12 protein-coding genes and 2 pseudogenes are annotated in these 18,957 nt (G+C 65.2%); 4 read left to right on the top strand and 10 right to left on the bottom strand.

Annotation, left to right across the window (positions count from 1 at the left end):
* Window positions 1–522, bottom strand: a 522-nt coding sequence (locus tag AAG801_RS07355; RefSeq protein ID WP_341887803.1) for an HDOD domain-containing protein, incomplete at its 3' end; no start/stop codon positions are given.
* Window positions 523–1,223: 701 nt separating this feature from the next.
* Between AAG801_RS07355 and AAG801_RS07350 the strand changes: the two genes are divergently transcribed.
* The 3 genes from AAG801_RS07350 (at window position 1,224) to AAG801_RS07340 (ending at window position 5,227) form a co-directional block, all read left to right on the top strand.
* On the top strand, window positions 1,224–3,695 hold the full coding sequence (locus AAG801_RS07350) for a hypothetical protein (protein WP_341887802.1): 2,472 nt from the start codon (window positions 1,224–1,226) through the stop codon (window positions 3,693–3,695).
* 15 nt (window positions 3,696–3,710) lie between these two features.
* Window positions 3,711–4,244: a hypothetical protein gene (locus AAG801_RS07345; protein ID WP_341887801.1), complete on the top strand. Its 534-nt coding sequence runs from the start codon at window positions 3,711–3,713 to the stop codon at window positions 4,242–4,244.
* 452 nt (window positions 4,245–4,696) lie between these two features.
* On the top strand, window positions 4,697–5,227 hold the full coding sequence (locus AAG801_RS07340) for a hypothetical protein (RefSeq protein ID WP_341887800.1): 531 nt from the start codon (window positions 4,697–4,699) through the stop codon (window positions 5,225–5,227).
* Window positions 5,228–6,189: 962 nt separating this feature from the next.
* Here AAG801_RS07340 and AAG801_RS07335 read toward each other — a convergent pair.
* From AAG801_RS07335 to AAG801_RS07315, 5 genes and pseudogenes are all read right to left on the bottom strand, one after another.
* Entirely contained in the window at window positions 6,190–7,044 is an 855-nt protein-coding gene (locus tag AAG801_RS07335) for a hypothetical protein (protein ID WP_341887799.1), read from the bottom strand.
* A 998-nt stretch (window positions 7,045–8,042) separates the two neighbouring features.
* Window positions 8,043–8,375, bottom strand: coding sequence for a hypothetical protein (locus AAG801_RS07330; protein WP_341887798.1), 333 nt, complete (start codon window positions 8,373–8,375; stop codon window positions 8,043–8,045).
* Between the two features lie 102 nt (window positions 8,376–8,477).
* Window positions 8,478–10,706 (bottom strand): type II CAAX endopeptidase family protein, encoded by a 2,229-nt coding sequence (locus AAG801_RS07325; protein WP_341887797.1) that lies wholly within the window; start codon window positions 10,704–10,706, stop codon window positions 8,478–8,480.
* Window positions 10,707–10,754: 48 nt separating this feature from the next.
* Window positions 10,755–11,138, bottom strand: a complete 384-nt coding sequence (locus tag AAG801_RS07320; protein ID WP_341887796.1) for a hypothetical protein — start codon at window positions 11,136–11,138, stop codon at window positions 10,755–10,757.
* Window positions 11,139–12,084: 946 nt separating this feature from the next.
* A pseudogene (locus AAG801_RS07315) lies at window positions 12,085–13,173 on the bottom strand (IS1182 family transposase); the annotation flags it as partial.
* A 1,162-nt stretch (window positions 13,174–14,335) separates the two neighbouring features.
* Between AAG801_RS07315 and AAG801_RS07310 the strand changes: the two are divergent.
* On the top strand, window positions 14,336–14,635 hold the full coding sequence (locus AAG801_RS07310) for a helix-turn-helix transcriptional regulator (protein WP_341887795.1): 300 nt from the start codon (window positions 14,336–14,338) through the stop codon (window positions 14,633–14,635).
* Window positions 14,636–14,691: 56 nt separating this feature from the next.
* On the opposite strand, the pseudogene AAG801_RS07305 reads toward AAG801_RS07310, so the two are convergent.
* The 4 genes and pseudogenes from AAG801_RS07305 to AAG801_RS07290 all read right to left on the bottom strand — a co-directional run.
* A pseudogene (locus AAG801_RS07305) lies at window positions 14,692–15,066 on the bottom strand (DUF4172 domain-containing protein); the annotation flags it as partial.
* 1,167 nt (window positions 15,067–16,233) lie between these two features.
* Window positions 16,234–16,731: a single-stranded DNA-binding protein gene (locus AAG801_RS07300; RefSeq protein WP_341887794.1), complete on the bottom strand. Its 498-nt coding sequence runs from the start codon at window positions 16,729–16,731 to the stop codon at window positions 16,234–16,236.
* Window positions 16,732–16,838: 107 nt separating this feature from the next.
* Window positions 16,839–18,134, bottom strand: a complete 1,296-nt coding sequence (locus AAG801_RS07295) for an ATP-binding protein (RefSeq protein WP_341887793.1) — start codon at window positions 18,132–18,134, stop codon at window positions 16,839–16,841.
* Between the two features lie 7 nt (window positions 18,135–18,141).
* Complete coding sequence (locus tag AAG801_RS07290; protein WP_341887792.1) at window positions 18,142–18,834, bottom strand: response regulator transcription factor; 693 nt, start codon at window positions 18,832–18,834, stop codon at window positions 18,142–18,144.
* Window positions 18,835–18,957 lie beyond the last annotated feature (123 nt).

Here is an 18,957-nt window from a genome sequence, read left to right as displayed (position 1 = left end):
CTCCATCATCGTGGCAGCGTAGCCGCGCACGCTCTGCATCAGCACCGGCAGCCCGACGTGGCTGAACAGGCCGTAGCTGTAGGCCAGGTCGGCCGACAGGCCCGGCAACTGGCCGGCGATCCAGGCCAGCGCCTGGGCGCGGCGGGTCGACTGCTCCCAGAAGCCGGTGAGCTGCGGGCTGCGCACCGGCAAGGCGTTGCGGGCCAGGAAGCCTGTCATCAGCGCGGCGCTCTGCCGCAACCCGAGGCGGTTCATCGCCTGGCCGGCCGAGGCCACCGGCGAGGTGCCGGCAAACATCGCGCCGTTGGCGTTGCGGATCAGCGTGGCGGCCATCGCGACATCGGCATTCGCGATGCGCGCCACCTCGTTGAGGTCGGGTTCGGCGGCGTCCAGTGCCCGCTGCAGGCGGGTCAGCAGTTCCGGGCAGGGCGGCACGACGATCTGGCGCAGCGGGCCGTTGCGCCGCGCGGCGTCGATCTCGTGTTCGATGGCGGCGACGCGGGCGGAGGCGGGACGGGTCATCCCAGGCCTATCGGCCACACCGCGCAGAACTTGAAGGATCAATCGGCCACCGCGGAACCGGCTCCGCCGGGCCGCTGGCGCTGCGGGGGGTCGTATCAGAAGGGCTATCCGGAAAGGAAAGTGTTGCTAGCCTCTCTGTGCGAGTGAGCGCGCATGCTTCGGTGAGCGGAAGTGTTGGTATACCGGCTCAGCAAGGCCTGAAAGAGGCCTCTTGCGACGTTTTGTGGGTAGACCTGCCCCCATCCCGAAGGGCTTGACACAGCCGCGGGCTCTCGCGGCGCTGCGATGGCGACTTCGGAGAGCGCGCCGCGCACGGGAAGCTGGTCCTTCGGCTCCTTCAAGCCAGCGCGGATAAGAGTGGCCACTCCAGGAAGGCTGGCGGCGGGGGCATCAGCTGATCTGGGAACTGGCGCGACAGACATGGCTGTCCGACAACTTTATGCAGAACCGGTTCGTCGCTATGCCTACCGCAAAGCGGAAGTTCAACGCCCCAAGGCCAACTTGTGCTCGGAGTTTCTAACGGCAAAAGCGCGTTGCCAATAGGCACCGCACTCCGGCCTTGATTCGGCGACAGTCCTCAATATTGATGATGACACCCGCACTGCCCGCCGCCACGCTGCAATCGGCGCTCTCCAAATCACATTGTCTGGGCACACCGCTCAGATCCTCGTGACCGTCGAGGACGCCGAGAGGGGGCGACGATGGCACTGGACGAGGTGGCGGGCCAAGTTTGGACCCGCAAACACGACGACGTCGCGATGCCCGTGGTCCCCAGTGCGCCGCGGACGGTCTATCCCCGGTCCCTCGAGGAGTGCATCGAGATCTGTCGCTTCCGGAAGGCGCATGAGCGGATTCGTGCGGCGGGCAGTCACTGGGCCTTGTCGCAGGCGGCCATAAGCGACTCAGTGTTCGTCGAGACCAGTGATCCGACGGGACAGCATCAGGCCATGGATCGCACGCTCTACAACGTCGTGCCGGGGTGTCTCTCGCATGCCTTTAAGGCCGCCCTCGCCAACGTTCGACCGCAACCGTTCAGCGGCATCCTCGGCAATGCGAGCGACGAGATCTACCCGATTCACTTCGAGACCGGGAAGCGGGTGTTTCAGGCCTACAGCGAGCTCGATGCCGGCGACACGGTGCCGGAGAGCCTTGCCAGCGAACTGCGGGACAAGTTCGGCAACGCGGAGTTCCTGGGCTCGTGGGGATTTCGGACACTCGGCGGTGCAGGTGGCCAGACCGTGTTCGGAGCACTGAACACTGGAACGCATGGCGGAGATTTCGACCTTCCCCCAATCGCGGACAGCGTGCTGGCGCTTCACCTCGTGGCCGATGGGGGCAAGCACCATTGGATCGAACCGGAGCGCCTCGGACCATTGGGGCAGCGCCTCACAGACCGCGACGCACTGATCGCGCTGTTCGGGACGGACCAGTTCGGCGGGCCTGCGAACTTCTTCGTGCACTACGACGACAACCTCTTCAACGCCGTTCTCATCAGCGCGGGCCGCTTCGGGATCGTCTACTCGGTCGTCCTGGCGGCGGTACCCCAGTATTGCCTGCACCAGGAGCGGCGCGTCACGAAGGCGGACGGATCGCCTGTCACCTGGGAAGAGATCAAGGTTCTCATCAGCGACTCAAGCAGTACGCTGTACCGGGACATCATGGACCCGCATGCCACCGGCGGCACGAACCGCTTCCTCCAGGTGGCCGTCTCGCTGACGCCACACGCAAACTTCACGCGCCACCTCGCGGGAGTCACGAAGCGCTGGAACACGGCGCGCGTCAACGACACCGTGGCGGTGAACCCCCTTCCTGCCGGACGCCGGGCGAGGCGTGGAGACGCGGTCGCGCCGACTCCGCCGGTTATCAACGGGTTCCGCGCGGCGCCGACATTCGACATGGCCGGGACCGAGTTCGCGTACAGCCCGGACCCTTCCATGCTGGGCGCGTCTCTGCCGCCGAACTTCCTCGAGCGGGCCTGCACGAGCGGCGACTTCGTGATGGGGGTCCTGAACGTCGTCGCTGGCGAGATCCGTGACTTCGTCACGACCAATGGCGCAGCCATCGGGGCCACCATCGCGGCAGTCGCGGCCGGCGCAGCGGTGATCCCCGGTGTGGCCCCATTGCTCGGGTTGCTGGCGGCGTTCGCGATCCTGCTCATCGCACTCGCCGCGCTGATCGCAGCTGCAGCCGCGGCGGGAGGCGATCGCTTCGGTGAGACGATGAACGATGTTCGGTCGACCTTGCTTGACCGGCCCGATCCGGCGGAACGGATGGCTGGGCTGTTCATCTGGCAGATGATCGTCTTCGAGGTGTTCAAAGACCAGCAGAAGAACCATAACTTCGGGGCGATCAGCTATGCGGTCATGGACGGCCACGACTACCGCGACCGCAGCTGCAACTTCAACGTCGACTCGATCGAGGTCTTCTTCGACATCACCGATCCAATGCTGGTCGCGTTCGTCGATGCGATCATCGCCTTCGAGATCGCGCAGGAGGTGGCTTCCGGGGCGGCCTTCGTCGGCTATGCGTCACTGCGCTTCATGCGTCCGACCCAGGCCTTTGTCGGCATGCAACGCCGCTTCCGACCGAACGGTACCGCGACGGAGATCGTCTGTGCCATCGAGGTGGCGGGCTTGCGCGACGTCCGAGGTACGACGGAACTTATCAACTTCGCGCTGACAGTGGCCAACGATCCGAACTTCGGGGGCGTGCTGCACTGGGGCCAGCGGCACACCGCCACCCAGGCCGTTACGGAGCGACTGTTCGGGGATTCTCCCGCTGCGCCTGGGGGAGGGCTCGCCAGGTTCAGAGGTGCGCTGTCTCGCGTGACGGCCAACGGACGTCTCGATGGGTTCTCCAGCACGTTCTCGCGACGCACTGGCCTCGAGGTCGTCCGGCCGATCATCTGGCGCTTCGATGCCAGGGCCGCGGGGTTGGGGCAGCCGATCGATGTCGCCTGGGACTGCAAGGACAACCCGGCGGCGACGCAGGTGTCATTGACCATCACGTCGCCTGCCGGCGCGACCTCCGTCCAGATCGGATTGCCGCTGGGCGGAAACCATTCGGCCACCGGGACTCTGGTCGGCAACTGGCTGCTCAAGCTCGAGCTGACGCTGGGCTCCGGTGCCATGAGGCGAACGGTCTCCGAGTCGCGCAACGCATTTGTCGTCTAGTCCCACGAGGCACCCATGTCAGAGACCTTCTACGGCACATGGCTGATCGACGTGGTCAGCAAGGACGCGGCGTACTCGCAGCGCTACATCGTGAGCGGCTCCGACCGGGTCGATGGTGTCTACCCAGGTGATGTCAGCAGTCCCCGGCTGCAGATCTCGGGCGCCGAGTGGACCTTGACCCTCGAGTGGAACGACAACGTCAACTCGGGTTGGCAGCCGAGCCGCGTCATCCGCCGAACCACGACCTTCGACGTCGACGACGGGCTGGTCGTGGTCCTGGGCATCGATGACAACTGGCCTACATACGCCGACAACGACTATGACGACCTCGTCATCCGTTGTCAGAACATCGATCCACAGTTGCTCCCATGGTACCCGCATCGGCAGACTGTCGACTTCCGCCTCCCGCGCGGCAAGGGGCGGGGAGGCGGCAAGCCCGGTGACGGGCTAAACGACCCCTGCAAGCCGTGCAGTCCACCGCGCGAGGGCACGCCCGGTGGCGAGCCCATCATGGGGTCCCACCTGTCGCCCATTGGGGTGCGCGGGTAGACGGCACGCCCGAACAAGGAGGAAGGAATGCTGCGCCGCCTCTCTGCACCCCTGATCGCGCTCTTTGCGGTGTCGGCCGAAGCTGCGCCAGCTCCGAATTGTCCTGCGCTTGCGGCTGCATTCCGCGACGAACCCGCACTCATGCCTCTGGTGGATCACGCGCGAATGCGGAAGTGCATTGATGACAAGACGTGGCAAGCGCCCGGTTCAGGTCCTGCGAGTGCGGCAGGCTCAGCGTCTGCAAGGAAGCCGCTAGTTCGGTTGGAGCAGCAAGGTCCGGAGTGCCGGCGGTTGGCTGCGGCCTATGCGAGCAACGGTCCCGCCGGCTTGAAGGACGGGGAGATCTCCGTGCTCAAGGGGTGTGTCGACAGTGCGATCACTGAACTCTCGACTCGTCCGAGACCCGGTACGACAGCAAACCAACCTGTCAAGAAGACTCCCGACCTTAGGGCATGATTCCGGCCTATCTCACCGACTGGACGCTATGGTGGACGCTGGTGCCTATCCCCGCGCTCGCTACGCTGGCTGGTCTCGCGATCTACACCTTTTTGCGGTTCGCCAAGCCGGCTGTTACTGCCCCCGGGGCAATTGTCTTGCCTCTGACTGCATTCTTGCTTCTGGGTCTGGTGTCCGGATACTTGACGGGCTTGAGTCGCGAATCGGCCGTCGCGGCAGTCGTGCCGGCCGTACTCACTCTACTAGGGGCAGTTGCAGCGGTGCTGGTGGGGAAGGCTGTGAATCAGGCCGCATCGACACGGGTGTCGGGACTGATTCTGCTGTTCTCGCTCGGCTTTCTAGTCGGTAGCACATGGGGATCGGCCATGCGCCAGTCTGTGCTCGATTTCGAATCAAGCGAAGAAGAACTGATCCGACGCTCACACGAGGAGCTCAAGGTGCGCGAGTTTCGTGAGGAACTCGGGCTTCCGGCAGAGTTCCTAGTTGTTGGATCTACCTCGGAGAAGCAGGGCAGCAAGGGAAAGTAGGCGATGGTCGAGTCGAGTCGCCACGGAGATCTGTGCTCACGAGAATATGCCGGCTCCCGGCTCGGAACTCCTGCCTCCCGTTTTTGCTGATCCGGCGATGCGCGCCATGCTGTCGTCCGACGGACAGGTGTATGTACGTGTGGAGGGTGACCACGCTGAGCCTCGTGTGGAAACGTGGGAGATGTTGCCGTCGCGTGGCCTGGGTGAGGATGGGGCTAGTGCGCCCGGTGGCGCTTGGACGCCGAAAGTCGTGCGACACCTGCGCTACGAAAACTGCCGGTGCGTCGATTGCGGGTGCGAAGAGACCCAAGTCTATTTTCCGTGGGTGGAGCGACGCTGTTCGCGCTGTTGGTCGTCGCGCCGAACTCCACGGTCAGGAGCAGACGTTTGGGCTACTCCGCAGGTGCCCGCGTGGCCTCCGGCGTAACCTCTCCTGGAATCGCCGAATAGAGCCAGAAATCCTCCGGTCGACCCCGCACAAGCCTGAGATTGCGTACGAGACCCTCTCTGAGAAATCCGCACTTCTCCACTACGCGGCGAGAAGGCACGTTTGCAGGGAGCATTGTGGCCTGAACACGATGCCAGCCGGCAGTTTCGAACGCCCATCGCGTCGCGGCGCGACACGCCGCCGTAGCTATGCCTCTACCCCAGTACGACGGCGTGACGTCGTAACTCACTTCTGCCGTTCCATTGGTCAAGGATATGGTGTGAAATCCAACCGTCGACACTATGGCCGCATTGCCTGGAACTCGCAGCGCAAACCTAGTAGGTAAACCTGGCAGGACACTCTGCGAGCGCTCAATATGGGCCCTCACATCCTCTACGCTGCTCAATGTGGAACTGCTTAAAGCCTTGACCACTTCGAGACAAGCGTACGTGGCCCAGTTTTCCGCGTCATCGATTTGAATCGGGCTCGTATCGAAGCCGCGCACTGAGGGCAACTGCATTTCGCCAGACTAGTCTTACTGAGCCGTAGGACATCCTGCTGGAGCGGTGGCAGCAGGCGGCGCGAGACTGCCCGTGAGCGCAGCGGGGTGCCCTGTCAGAGGCTCGGTAGGGGATTCAGCCACAGTTGGTAGCGCGCCACCAACTTCCGGAGCCGCGCCCTCTCTCTGGCGAACCCAGCGACGTGGGATGCAGTAGATCTCCCGACTAAACACGCCGCCGACAACACTGTTGACTTCGATCGCGACGTCCAGCGCCAGAATCTGTCGCCGCGCCACGGATTCCACGATCTCGAGCAAGAGCCAATCGCCGCCTGCACGAATTGTCTCCCCTGGACTAAGGCGATATAGCATGAAGTCCTTACCTTCAATTAGCCCCTTCTCACCTAGGAAGTGCATTACTGCAGCGTAGTCAGATCCATAGCAAAAGGTTCCGTCGACATTCTTCACGCGATATTTTGTGCTTCGAATCCGAGCGGGGCCGCCGCCCCCATTTCGCAGAACGACAGTGTAGAACCGCTGGCCCTCGGCCTTGTCCAAGGTGGAGTTCGCACTTCGGAATCCGTTGTAGCTCAGAAACGGCAGCTGTGATAGCGAGAATTGGCGATATCCAAGATATCCGGCTAGCAGGGCAGCGAGTAACGTAAACGCAGCATCTGTACTCAGCAACTGCAATCCCAACAACGTTGCCAAGATGCTGTCTGCAGGCGCCGCATAAAGCTGGTTGTCTCTAACGATGTTCAGCAGAACTATGCACGCAAAGAATGCAATGGACACCAAGAACCCGAGGCCAGCACGCGGGGAAGAGATCTGTCGGAACTGGGAAGGAAAGTCTTCGCCGTCGCGAAAGACGACGCTCTTTGGGTCTTGCATGTTGGCAAGGACCTTCTGCGTGGCTCTAAACGTCGTACGCCGCGGTACTGAAATGCATCGGCTTCAGGACGGGACCCTGTGCACGCGACCGCTCAACGCGCCAAACTAGGGCTGCGTGAGCGCTGACACAATGCCGCGGGACGACTGCGATGGTGGCGGACACCGCGTCCACAGGTGTCTCTAACAGCACTTCATCGTCGCTCATGTCGAAGTGACGATGCACCAGTGACAACCCATACGCTGATCCCAAGCGATAGCGCCGCAACAAGTCGACAAACGCGTCGGCAAACTCGGGGTAGTCACATGGGTCGGACAGCACAGGGTCGTAGCCTTCGTACGGTACTTGGTGCGCGCAGGGCTGAACCTTGACTAGCGACGGCCCCGAGACGTCATGGTCCCGGAGATACCACGCAGCATTGATTGTTCCTGGGAATTCCCCATCGGGGACAACCTGGATGCTCAAGGTTCGATCTACGTTCTCAGATTCAAGGTAGGCGCAGCCACGCGGAAGCTGTGGATGGAGACGCACCCGCGTCAAGCCAAACCGTTGATTCAGGTCATGCGCGCTAACCAAGCTGACAAAGTCTTCCCTGAACTGTTCCATCGAACGCATAGCATTGCTCCAAGGCTCGAAGTTCACGTCATTTTGCGGGTTCAGTACCAGACCAGCAAGTACCAACGAAACCCGACGCTCCGGCGCCCAGTCCAACTCTACGGTAACGAAGAGCCGTCCTTAGCCGTCAGCAGGTTGTGGCCGGCTAGAGCCGCTGAGCAGCCGACGGCAAGGGTCAGCGATGCGTTGCTTAGGCGACGTCGCCTTCCGGCCGTCCGCTCTACGTCGTAGTGCTGCCCGTCATCGCCGGCACCTGACCGGCGCTGGACGACCCACCGGCGACATACGTCGGCCGGATCTGGCCGCCGCAAAGCTGACGGTCGAACGCGAATACAGCCACAAGGAAGCCCGCCGCAAGCGGCTGGAGCGCCGCATCACGCAGCCGCTATCGCTGCCCTCGTTCGACGTCGGCTGCTTCAAGCGCTTCAACGATCTGCTCGGCCACCTCGAAGGAGACGACTGCCTGCGCCGCGTGGCCCAAACGCTGGCCGCCACGACCAGCGGCCCGCGCGACTTCCTTGCCTGCTACGGCGGCGAGGAGTTCGTGCTGCTGCCCGCCAGCGACGAGGCCGCGGCCGCCGCCGTCGCCGACCGCTGCCGGCAGGCTGTGTTCAAGGGCCCAATCCTGCAGGGCAACTCGCCCCTCGGCCAGTTGCAGACGGTCAGCATGGGCGTGGGCACGGCGATCCCAACGGCGGGCCAGGACCCACAGATTCATCGATCTGGTGGACCGCCGGCTGTACCGGGCGAAGCAGGCGGGCCGCAACCGGATCGTGTCCGTGGCCTAACGTCGCTTGCGCCGCCGCACTGCGGGGATGCTTCAAAACCTTACCTCCCCGGCCGACTGCGTCAACAGCAGCACACCGATCAGCAGCCAGTCGTTGACGACGTGAGCGCCGGTCGAGACCCAGATGTTCTTCGTCGCCACGTAGCCGGCCAGTAGCACCAGGCGAGCGCTACCGATGACGACGAAGCACCGCGCGAGGTCCCAGCCGTAGGAGGGCAGGTGCAACGCGCCAAAGACCAGGGCGGCACCGAGCCAGGCGAAGGCCAGCGACCTCCCGCGCGATAGGCCGAGCCGGCCGTGACACAGCCACAGCAGGGCCAGGAAAAGCAGCACCGAGACCAGCTCCTCGCCGAACAGCTGCGGTAGCGTGCCGAGGAAGAATAGGAAGCGTTCGTCGCCGGGGGCCCCCACCAGCATCTGGCCGACGGGATTGACGTTCAGGTCGACCACACCGCGCGCAAGCACGGTGACCAACGCCGTGACCACGATGTTCAGCAGGGCCAGGCCGATCACCCAGCCAAGGTCGCGCAGCCTCGGGCGACGGAAGATGGCCGTCCAGGCGCCTCCCGCCGCCAGGGCGAGCGCCGCGAGCGGCATGCCGAAGAACAAGGTCGCTCTGGCCAAACCACCGAGCGTCGTGGCGCTCCACGACATCGGCGCGGCCAGCGCAGCGAAGCCGAGCGCGACGCTGGCCAGCACGATGACCCACCGGGCCCCGGACACCGCGACCGGTTGGCCGCGGTAGAACGGAAAGTCGCCGGCGGACGGACGCTCGATCCGCAGGCACGCCGTCGCGGGCGCCGGTTGGGCGGGCGGACGGGTCGGCGCGAATATCAGCCACAGGATGTGGGCCGACACCGCCAGGCTCGCCAGCAGCAGCAGCACCCACACGGGCTCGTGCGCCAGCAGTTCCGCAGACTGGAGGATCCATGGCGTGTCAACCAGCGCGGCCGGCGGGATGCCGCCCCGGGCAGGCAGTAGCAGCAACCAAGGACTGAGCGCGAGCGCGAGCGGCGTGGCCAACACCGGGACCGACAGCGCGACGGCGCGCAGCCCCCGCTCGGTCCAGCGCAGGACGCGGCCATCGACCGGCGACAGCCGGGCGGACACTCTCGGCAGGCCGAACAGCGCCAGGCGCATCGACGTGGACAGCGTCGAGAGGCTGCGCAGCCGCCTCAGCACGAGCGAGATGGCGAACAGAATGAAGAGCATGAACGGCGGGACCAGCATGAGCAGCGCCCCACCCGTGACTTCGATGCCTTCAAGAACCTTCGTGCTGCTGGACTCCAGTTCCGACTGGGCCTTCGCGACCGCCGCCAGCGACGGTTCCAGCACGCGCGCGAGGTCTGGGCTTTCGGCGCTCGGGATGGGCATCAGTTCGTCGGGCCCGGACCGCCCCTCGGTGTAGAGGAACGGAACGAACATGCGCTCGCACTGGAGCGGCTCGTGCACAGCCTGCGTGTCGCGCAAAAGGAAGTAGCGCAGCTGATCAGTCGGCTGGAAAGACTTCGCGAGCAGCGGCAGCGAGCTGTGCAGGACCGCCAGCTCGGACACGCCGCCGCCCACGCGCAGCCGATGGGTCGGCTTATCCGCGAGCTGGGGCAGCGGAAGGTCCGAGCGGATCACGCGCAGCTCGACACCGCTCGGCCGCTGGGGGCAGCGTTGGTGCAGCAGATCCTCGAGTTCCCGAAGTTCGCCAGCCCGCCTGCCGCCTGGCCTCTCGAGCAACAGGGCCGAGTCCCGGGCGGCCTGCCGGTGGGCGTCGAGGTACATGGGGTTGCGCCAGGTGAGACCCGCCACGCGCAGCGAGAAGCTCGCCTTGGCGTTCGACGAGGCCACGTCGAAGTACCCGTTTCTGGCGTACACCCCCTGGTCGACTAGGTAGTCCAACGCCTGCGCGACGGCCAGCGCCAGCGGGATCTTCTGCCCGCCTGCAGGCGGGACGAGCTCGACCTCGAGCGAGTTGTACTCGGGCCGGGGCCAGGTGGTGATCAGGATCCGCGTTGGCGTGGTCAGCGTGCTTTCGGCGAGCGCCGCCCACATGGCCGTCTTTGGATAGGACTGCTGTTGCTGGACCGACGACACGCGGTCCAGGGCCTTCGACACGAAGACCGCCATCAACGCGAAGTTGACCAGCAGCAGGAACCTCAGGAGCTTGAAATCCTCCGAGAAGATCTCGATCGACTTCGACAGCGCAGCGGGGCCGGGCCTGGGGCGGCCTCTCGACCGAAGTCTTGACGGGGGCGGCATCGCGGCCACCATAGCCCATCGTTCAGACCAAGTCCATGCGCGGCGCTCAGAACGTCACGTTCAAGGATGCCCCCGCGCTGCGCGTCTCGCCGACCCGGATTCGGTCGCTGCCGCCGTAGGTTGAGTGTACGGGGCCTTGGCGCCGTTGGGCTTCCAGACCTCGTCGGCCTTCTCTATACCGGTCATCGAACTGCGCGACACCGCGCCCGCGCGCCAGCCACTGTTCTCGGCCACCTTGAAGCTGGAGAACGCGGCCGCCATCAAGGCCTTCAGCGACTCTCGACGCAGAACCGCCGCTTGTGGTGCCGCAGGGACCACGGGTGCAAGATCCGGGCAGCGAAGCCGCAGCATGCCGAGTGCGAGGTCGAGAGCCTTCTGGCGTGGCCGAATCGCATCAGCTGGGTGCGGCTGCTCGAGCGCGTCTTCGACATCGACATGCAGCACTGCCCGAACTGCGGCGACGGGAACTCAAGATCATCGCGGCTCATCTTTGAGCGGCCGGTCATCGAGATGATCCTGACCCACCTCGGGCAAGACCCGCAGGCACCGCCTCGTGGAAGGGCGCGTGAGGTCAGGCAAGACTGACGTCGGCCGAGCCACGCCGGCCGTCATCAACACCATATCCCCAGGCTGCAGCGCCGAACGCAGCCGGGGCAACACTAACAGCGTGGTTGCCGTGGCATCACCGTACCAGGGTCAATCCTGAGGCCACGGCCAACGATCAAGGCCGCAGGATCTCAGGAGAAACGTCGAGGCGGGCCGGATGGCGCCTGTGTCATTGTCCAAGTGCCGTAGCCACGCTGGCCAAGCCGGCCTCCGCTACCGCGTCAGGGTTTCGAGGAAGCGTTTGAAAGTCCTATGCGCTGGCAAGGGGGTGATCTGCTTGTCGGACAGGCCATAGCTGGGGGCTAATGCGATTTGGAGTTCCGTGCGGTACGCAGCGACGCATACATCGAACTGCGCGCTGTTGCCCTTCAGCCCCTCGTTGCGCCAGCCGCGTTCTCGACAAGCCAACGGGCGACTTGGGCGGATAGAGGCAGTCAATCTTCCGCGACAAGGATCAGTCCTCTCGTCGAGCTTCTGTAGGGCAGTCATTACCGGATGACTGCTTGTGGCCGCACTGAGTCGTTCGAGCGCGCGCTCCACAGCAGTCTCCGGCGTTCTGGCGCTTTGGCCTCTATGACTGCCTACGGGTTGGGCCGCGACCTCCGCTACGTCGGCACCAGACTGAGGCTGTGTGAGAACGTCGTCGAGCGGTCGCGGCTGACCTCGTTGAGGCCGAGTCACTGCGCGTGGCGCGCCAACGATCCACAGTGGCCCATGCAAGGCGATATGCCAACCGGACGACCCGAGGACGCGCCAATGACACCGCAAACGCATGACGGGGCGCTCACGCGCCCATCAGCGTCATCGCCTTCATCGTTTTCGTCGTGCCAAGGATGCTCATCACGCGCTTGAGGTTGTAAGCCAGCACGTGAAGACTCATCTCCGTCGCGACGTGCGGCAATCGCCGAGTCTGGAAGTGCGCCGAACCCATCCGGTGCTTGAGTGTTCCGAAGACATGTTCGACCGTTCTCTTTCGCACCGCCATTGCGGCCGGTCTCAGGTCCAGACCAAGCTGCACGCGATCGAGCACCGCCTCGTGTTCCCAGCGCGAGATGCGTCTGTAGTCACTCGTCGTGCACTGCGCCTTGATCGGGCAATTCGGGCAGGCGCTGCTCCAGTAGCGACGGATGCTCATGCCGAGCTCCTCCCCAGTGAACCGGTAGATCGCACGCTGCCCAGCCGGGCACCTGAACTCGTCGTCGCGCGCGATGTAGATGAAGTCAGCCTTGTCGAAGCGTCCTTCAGCCTTCGCGTTGGAGGTCGATGACTTTGGAACGTAGGCCGCGATCCCTGCGTCTTCGCAGACCTTGAGTTCACGACAGTTGTAGTAGCCACGGTCGGCATGGGCGTGCAGCTTGGTCTTTCCCATCGCAGTGCGCGCTGCCAGCGCCATCGCGCTGAGCTGCGAACGGTCGCTGCTGTCGCTGGTGACCTCGTGCGCGACGATCAAGTGGTGCTTGGCATCGACAGCCACCTGCACGTTGTAGCCAACGAATCCCGAGCCCAGCCGACTGGTGGCCATCGAGCGTGAGTCGGGGTCGGTCAACGACAGCTGCTCGTCGGCCTCTCCCTTCAGTTTCATCTTGATCTCATCCAACGCGCGCATGCGCTGTCGCAGCTTCTTGACCTTCACCTGCAACCGCTCGGTCTTGGCCTCCAAGCCGACCGGCTGCGTGCGATCGGCCGTCTCCAAGGTGTCCAAGTAGCGCTGAATGCTCTGCGCGAACTGCTCCTGGAACCGATCGATCTTCACGGCGGTGAAGTTGCGATCACGGTTGTTGACCGCCTTGAACTTGCTGCTGTCAGTGGCCACGATGGCCTGCGAGAACAGCTTCAGCTCTCGGCACAGAACGGTGAAGCGGCGGCAGACGTTTGGGGGCCATCTTGCGGCTCTTTGCCAGTCTCCGCCTACGGCGTCATCGCAGAGGGTCGCGAGCAACGCCTGTTGCTCGACGGGTTCAATCCCTCCACTGGGCCGCTGCGCCCATTGGCCGACTCCACTTACAGCAACCAATCGCGCCTGCGCCGCCACAGATTGATGACCGCGCGCTCGCCGCGAGTTCGCTTCCTTCGTTGTGCCGCTGCACGCTTTGCGCACTGCCGCTCAACGATGCGGTACCGCATGATGTCCAGCTTGAGGCGAGCAAACGCATCCGCGGCAGGTCGCAAGCCAAGTAGGAGCTGGGTTCTGAGTGCAATGTGCTGAACACGAGATCAGATGGCAGACTGCGCGAACGACGACCGCGGCGCGCCTGGACCTCCGCCATGCGCCTTCGGCCACGCAACTTGCCAAGACGCGTCGGTTTGACCAGACGGCTGATGTGGCGTGTCCGACGGTCTCTGACAATGCCCATGCCGAGATTGCTACAGCCGCCGGATCAGCGACGCCTCCGCGTCCCGACACGAAACCGTCTGACCAACCTGCGAGCGCCAACACTCGCCGCTACTGGCATTCCAAAGCAACCACAGACCTCGGTTCCATCGTCGTCCCGGAAGATCAGCGTCTCATTGTCCTCCGCATCGGCGTCATGTCCTACCCATACCTCGCAGACGTTGCGTAACTCCCAAGCCGGGCCTTCGGGACGGCGAGACGGGACAATACGCTGCAAACTAATCAACTGGGCCCCGCCGTCATCGGACTCCAGTAGCGGCGCAAGGTCAGTGTCCCAACAGAGGCACATCGTCCGGCGTGCCGTCACGTCGCCGTCTCGAATCCGCAAGGTGGCCATGAACCACGGCATTTGGGCTGTGAGACCGACGCCTCTCCAGTACGACGACCCTGGGTCGCCCAAGCCAACGGGCACATCAAACTCGAGCTCAGGGCAAGAGACGAACACGAAAGCTCCCTGCGTCGACACCGCCGCCAGAGCGCTCTGGTGACCGTAGGATTGAGTTATTTATAACCGGGTCGCATTGTTGAGCGTTGCGAGCACAACTGCAACGTGCGCGCTATGACACCGGGCACGCTGCGGGGTGTCAGATTCGCTTTTTGAATACGAGCCCTCTACAGCTAGGGTGTAGGACGAAGGGTTGCCATGCAGAAGACAACTTCCTCGATGCACAACACGATATTTCTCTCCCTCCTCCGCGACTGCCGTGAGTCCATGCGTCTGCGTCAAGCCGACTTAGCGATGAGGTTGGGGAGAGGACAAGCCACGGTCAGCAAGGTCGAGCGTGGTGAGCGCCGCCTGGACGTGATCGAACTCAGAGCATGGCTCGGAGCTCTAGAGGTGGACTTCCTGACGTTCATGAGCGAACTTGACAAGCGTCTGCGGCCGTTACCGGTGGTGGATCCGATCTTTCTCGCAAAGCGTTCACGACGCAGGCAGTCCTGAACACTTGCGCAACAGCCGTCACTACGGTGTCGGTATGCGTTTTAAATAACGTGGCTCTAGTAGGACGAATCGAAGAGCCTCGGGTGGATGCCCACCCGTTCCCGTAGTCGCTCGTCGTCCAGGGACCTGCGGCTGCTGAAGGTGGCGTCGATGATGACGTTGACGAGGCCATCGACGTTGCAATCCTGACGGCCAACCGACTGCAATCCGATACGTCGCATCACGGACGAGCGCACAGTAGCTGGCGACAGCTGCTCGCCCTCGATGGCTGCTGTGGCGACGACCTCATCGGTCAGCGCGTTCAGCGAGACGTCGCTGGCACGGTCAAGTCCGATGGCGTACGCCTTGCCTTCGACGATTCCGTGTTCTCGATACGCACGCGCCAGCTCCGTGCTGACCACGGCCGCGCCGTACGTGAACTCAGGCCAGTCCGACCGCTGCCATGTTCATTTCATGAGCCGCATTGTTACTACTAGTGGCACACAGACTGAGCCGAAGCAGGAGGAGCGAGGGCCTGATGTGGCTAGCCTCCCGCGAGCTCGCTCTGTGCAGCGATTCGCCCAAAGTCTGATACCGCTTGACCGCGCCCCCAACGGTCCAATCCTGCCCACAGCGTCTTGCCGTGCTCATCAACGCCCGTCGGGCAAGGGGGCCGAATCATGACCAAACAGAACTCAAGCGGATGACGCTGCAGCCAAGGCGGGCGGCCGCGGGCAAGGCAACGGAGGCGGCTGGCCGAGCGGCAACCGCCGTTACCGTCCGGCGTCGGCCGGAGCAACAGCCCGTCTGGCGGCGCGCATAAGGGTCTCGAGCCAAGTGTGAACCGTCAAGAGCCAAGGCGACTTCCAGCAGTCGCTGGTTGGGCCTATCGACGAGAACCTCGCGTTCTCTTGCAAGCTCTTCGATTGGGAAGAGTTTTCGGGTGGACAAGTGCGAACTCTGCGAGCACGGCCACGGAAGAGTACTGACGAGCACGTGCGTGGCGGGGCGCGAGACTTGCAGCGGCCACAACCGCCGGCCTCGGCGGCACGAGCGTCTGGTTCTCCCGGGAAGCCAATCACCGAGCACCGAACCCCGCTGATGCGACAGACAACCGCTGCTCAGCTCTGCGCCTCCACAGGCTCTCGCTGACCCCGAAAAGACACTCGCCACCTGCACCGCCGCTGTTCCCAATGCAGCGGCCCAGCAGTTGCAGTCTCTCGCTGTCGAATGGCGCGCATCCACCACTGGCCAAGACCACGACTGCTGGCTTTGGTGACGTGGTTGCGGCAACGCACAACTGCGCGACACATGCGCCCGATCTGGCTCACTGCGACGGGCCTGCCTGCCAACACGGGTTGCCCACCGCGGCGGTCGTGCGTTCGTCGCGGGCGACGCCCGCCCGCCGCCGTGGACAACCCTGCGCTCGCTGTACACAAAGTGGGCGCCAGTTTGACCCAGGGCGTCTGACAACTACGTCACCCACTACCAACAAGAACGTGTCTATGCGACTTAGCTATTTGTCGCTTTAACGCCGCGCCGACCTGTTGGTAAATCCAAGATGGGCTCGCTGCCAGGAGAATCGAGCCCACAAACAACAAATAGGCGCTTCTTCGGATCTAGAACGGGATGTCGTCGTCCATGTTGTCGAAGCCCGTGGCCGGCTTCGACGCTGCCGGCTTGCTCGCCGCCGGGCGGGCGGCCGGGGCCGCGGCGCGCTGCGGGCGCTCGGCGTACTCGTCGCCGCCGCCACGCTCCTCGCCGGCACCACCACCCATGCCTTCACGGCCGCCGAGCATCTGCATCTCGGTGGCGATGACCTCGGTGGTGTACTGGTCCTTGCCTTCCTTGTCCTGCCACTTGCGCGTCTTCAGGCGGCCCTCGACGTAGACCGAGCGGCCCTTCTTCAGGTACTCGCCGGCGATCTCGGCCAGGCGGTCGTAGAAGACCACGCGGTGCCATTCGGTCTCTTCCTGCTTTTCGCCGGAATCCTTGTTCTTCCATTGCCGCGTGGTGGCCACGCTGACGTTGCAGACCGCGTTGCCGTTGGGCGTGTAGCGCACTTCGGGGTCGCGGCCGAGGTTGCCGATGATCTGGACTTTGTTCAACGAGGCCATGGCGCTCTCCGCTGGATTCGGGTGGTCGGATGGGGAATGTGACGATTATCCGCCGGCCGCCGATTCCGCCGCTTCCCTCCGGCGCGGTGGCCGGCGGGTGCCCCCGTTCAGGGGTGCAGCGGCAGCACCACCCGCACCACGTGCCGCCCATCGACACGCTCGAAGGCCAGCGTTCCGCCCATGCGCAGCACGACCCGCGAGACGATCGCCAGGCCCAGCCCCGTCCCGGGCGTGCCGCGCGCCGCATCGCCGCGCGCGAAGGCCTGCTGCAGCGATTCGCGCTGCGCCTCGGGCACGCCGGCGCCGGCATCGCTGACCTCGACGATGGCGCGCCCGGGCTCGGCCCGCACCGCCAGGCGCACCGGCGCACGGCCATGCTTGAAGGCGTTGTCGAGCAGGTTGGCGACCAGGCGCTCGAGCAGCAGCGGGTGGGTGCGCGACAGCGGCAGCGCGGCCGGCGTGTCCACCTGCAGTTCGTCGGCGGCGTGGCCGCTGGCCGCGGCGGCGGCGCGCGCGGCCGCGGCCAGGTCGGCGTGCTGGTCGAGCGACAGCTCGCCGGCGCGCACATGGTCGAGGAAGCTGCCGATCAGCCGGTCGGCCTCCTCGGTGTTGCGCACGATGGCTTCGCGCCAGCGGGCGTCTGCCGCGTCGTCGCGCAACAGCCCGGCGGCCATGCGGATGCGCGCCAGCGGGCTGCGCAAATCGTGCGACACGCCGGCCAGCAGCAGCGCACGCTCGCGCTCGTGGCGCTCGAAGCGCTGCAGCAGCTCGTCGTAGGCGGTCTCGATGGCGGCGATCTCCGGCGTGGCACCGGAGATCGCTTCGCGGCTTGGCACCGGTTCGCCGGGCCGCTGCGACTGCATGCGCTCGCGCAGCGCCTCGAGCGGGCGTGTCAGCCGCCGGGTGAAGTACCAGCTCAGCGCCGCCAGCACCGACGCGATGATCAGCAAGGCCAGCGCCAGCCGGCCGGGCAGGCGCGGCAGCAGCGCGATGTCGGCGATGCCGAACCAGCCCAGCGTGCCGTCGGCGCGGCGCAGCTGCAGCCACAGCACCGGGCCGCTGCTGCCGCGCGAGACCACCGCGTCGCGCACGTTCAGGCCGTGGCGGGTGAGTTCGTCGTCGAGCGCGACCATGCGCGGCGCGGCCAGCGGGGCGCGCCACGACCCCGCCGGGCGCTCGTCGCTGCGCAGCAGCGTGCGGCCCGCCTGGCTTCCGGCGTCGGTCGGCGGCAGGCCGGCGGCACGCTGCAGCGCCGGCGCCCAGCGCTCGCCGACCAGCCGCGCGATGGCGGCGTTGCGCTCGATGTAGACGAACAGGCCGAGCACCACGATCAGCGCGACTGCCACGCCGACCTGCAGCAGCAACAGGCGGGCGAACAAGGAGTCCGGGCGAGGCAGCTTCACGACTGCATCAACGGGGCACGAACACGTAGCCTTCGCCACGCACCGTGTCCACCCATTCCTTGCCGGGGCTGGCCTCGCGCAGCTTGCGGCGCAGGCGCGCGACCTGCACATCGACGGTGCGGTCCTGCGGCTTGTAGCTGCCGGCCTGCACCGCCTCGCTGAGCGCCTCGCGCGACAGCGAGCGCCCCGGCGCGCGCGCCAGCGCGACGAGCAGCTTGTACTCGACGCTGGTCAGCGCCACGCTGCCCTGATCGGCCGTCACTTCGCGCTTGAGCAGGTCGATGGCGAGGCCGTCGAAGCGCAGCAGCGCGGCCTCGCTGCGCCCCGGCGCCTGGCGGCGCAGCAGCGCACGCATGCGCGCCACCAGCTCGCGCGGCTCGAAGGGCTTGGCGAGGTAGTCGTCGGCGCCGATCTCCAGGCCGAGCACGCGGTCCATCGGGTCGCCGCGGGCGGTGAACATCAGCAGGCCGAGGCCCGGGTGCGCAGCGCGCCAGCGGCGGCACAGCTCGTAGCCGTTGGCGTCGGGCAGCATGACGTCGAGCAGCACCGCGTCGGGGCGCTGTTCGGCCAGCGCCCGTTCGCCGTCGCCACCGGTCAGCACGCCGTGCACCGCCCAGCCTTCGCGGCCGAACAGCTCGACCACCATCGCCGAGAGTTCGGCGTCGTCGTCGACGATCAGCACCAGCGGCTTCGCGTTCATGCGACGGCAGTGTAGGGGCCGGAAACATCCTGTTCCGCTGCATTGCAGAACTGTCGCAATTCGTCGCGTGGCGTCGGCGCCGGGCGGGTTCTCGGCGCGTTCAATGAAGGCACGGCGAATCAG

Source organism: Variovorax sp. YR752 (genome assembly GCF_943372545.1).
This window is presented reverse-complemented; position numbering and strand designations above follow the sequence as displayed.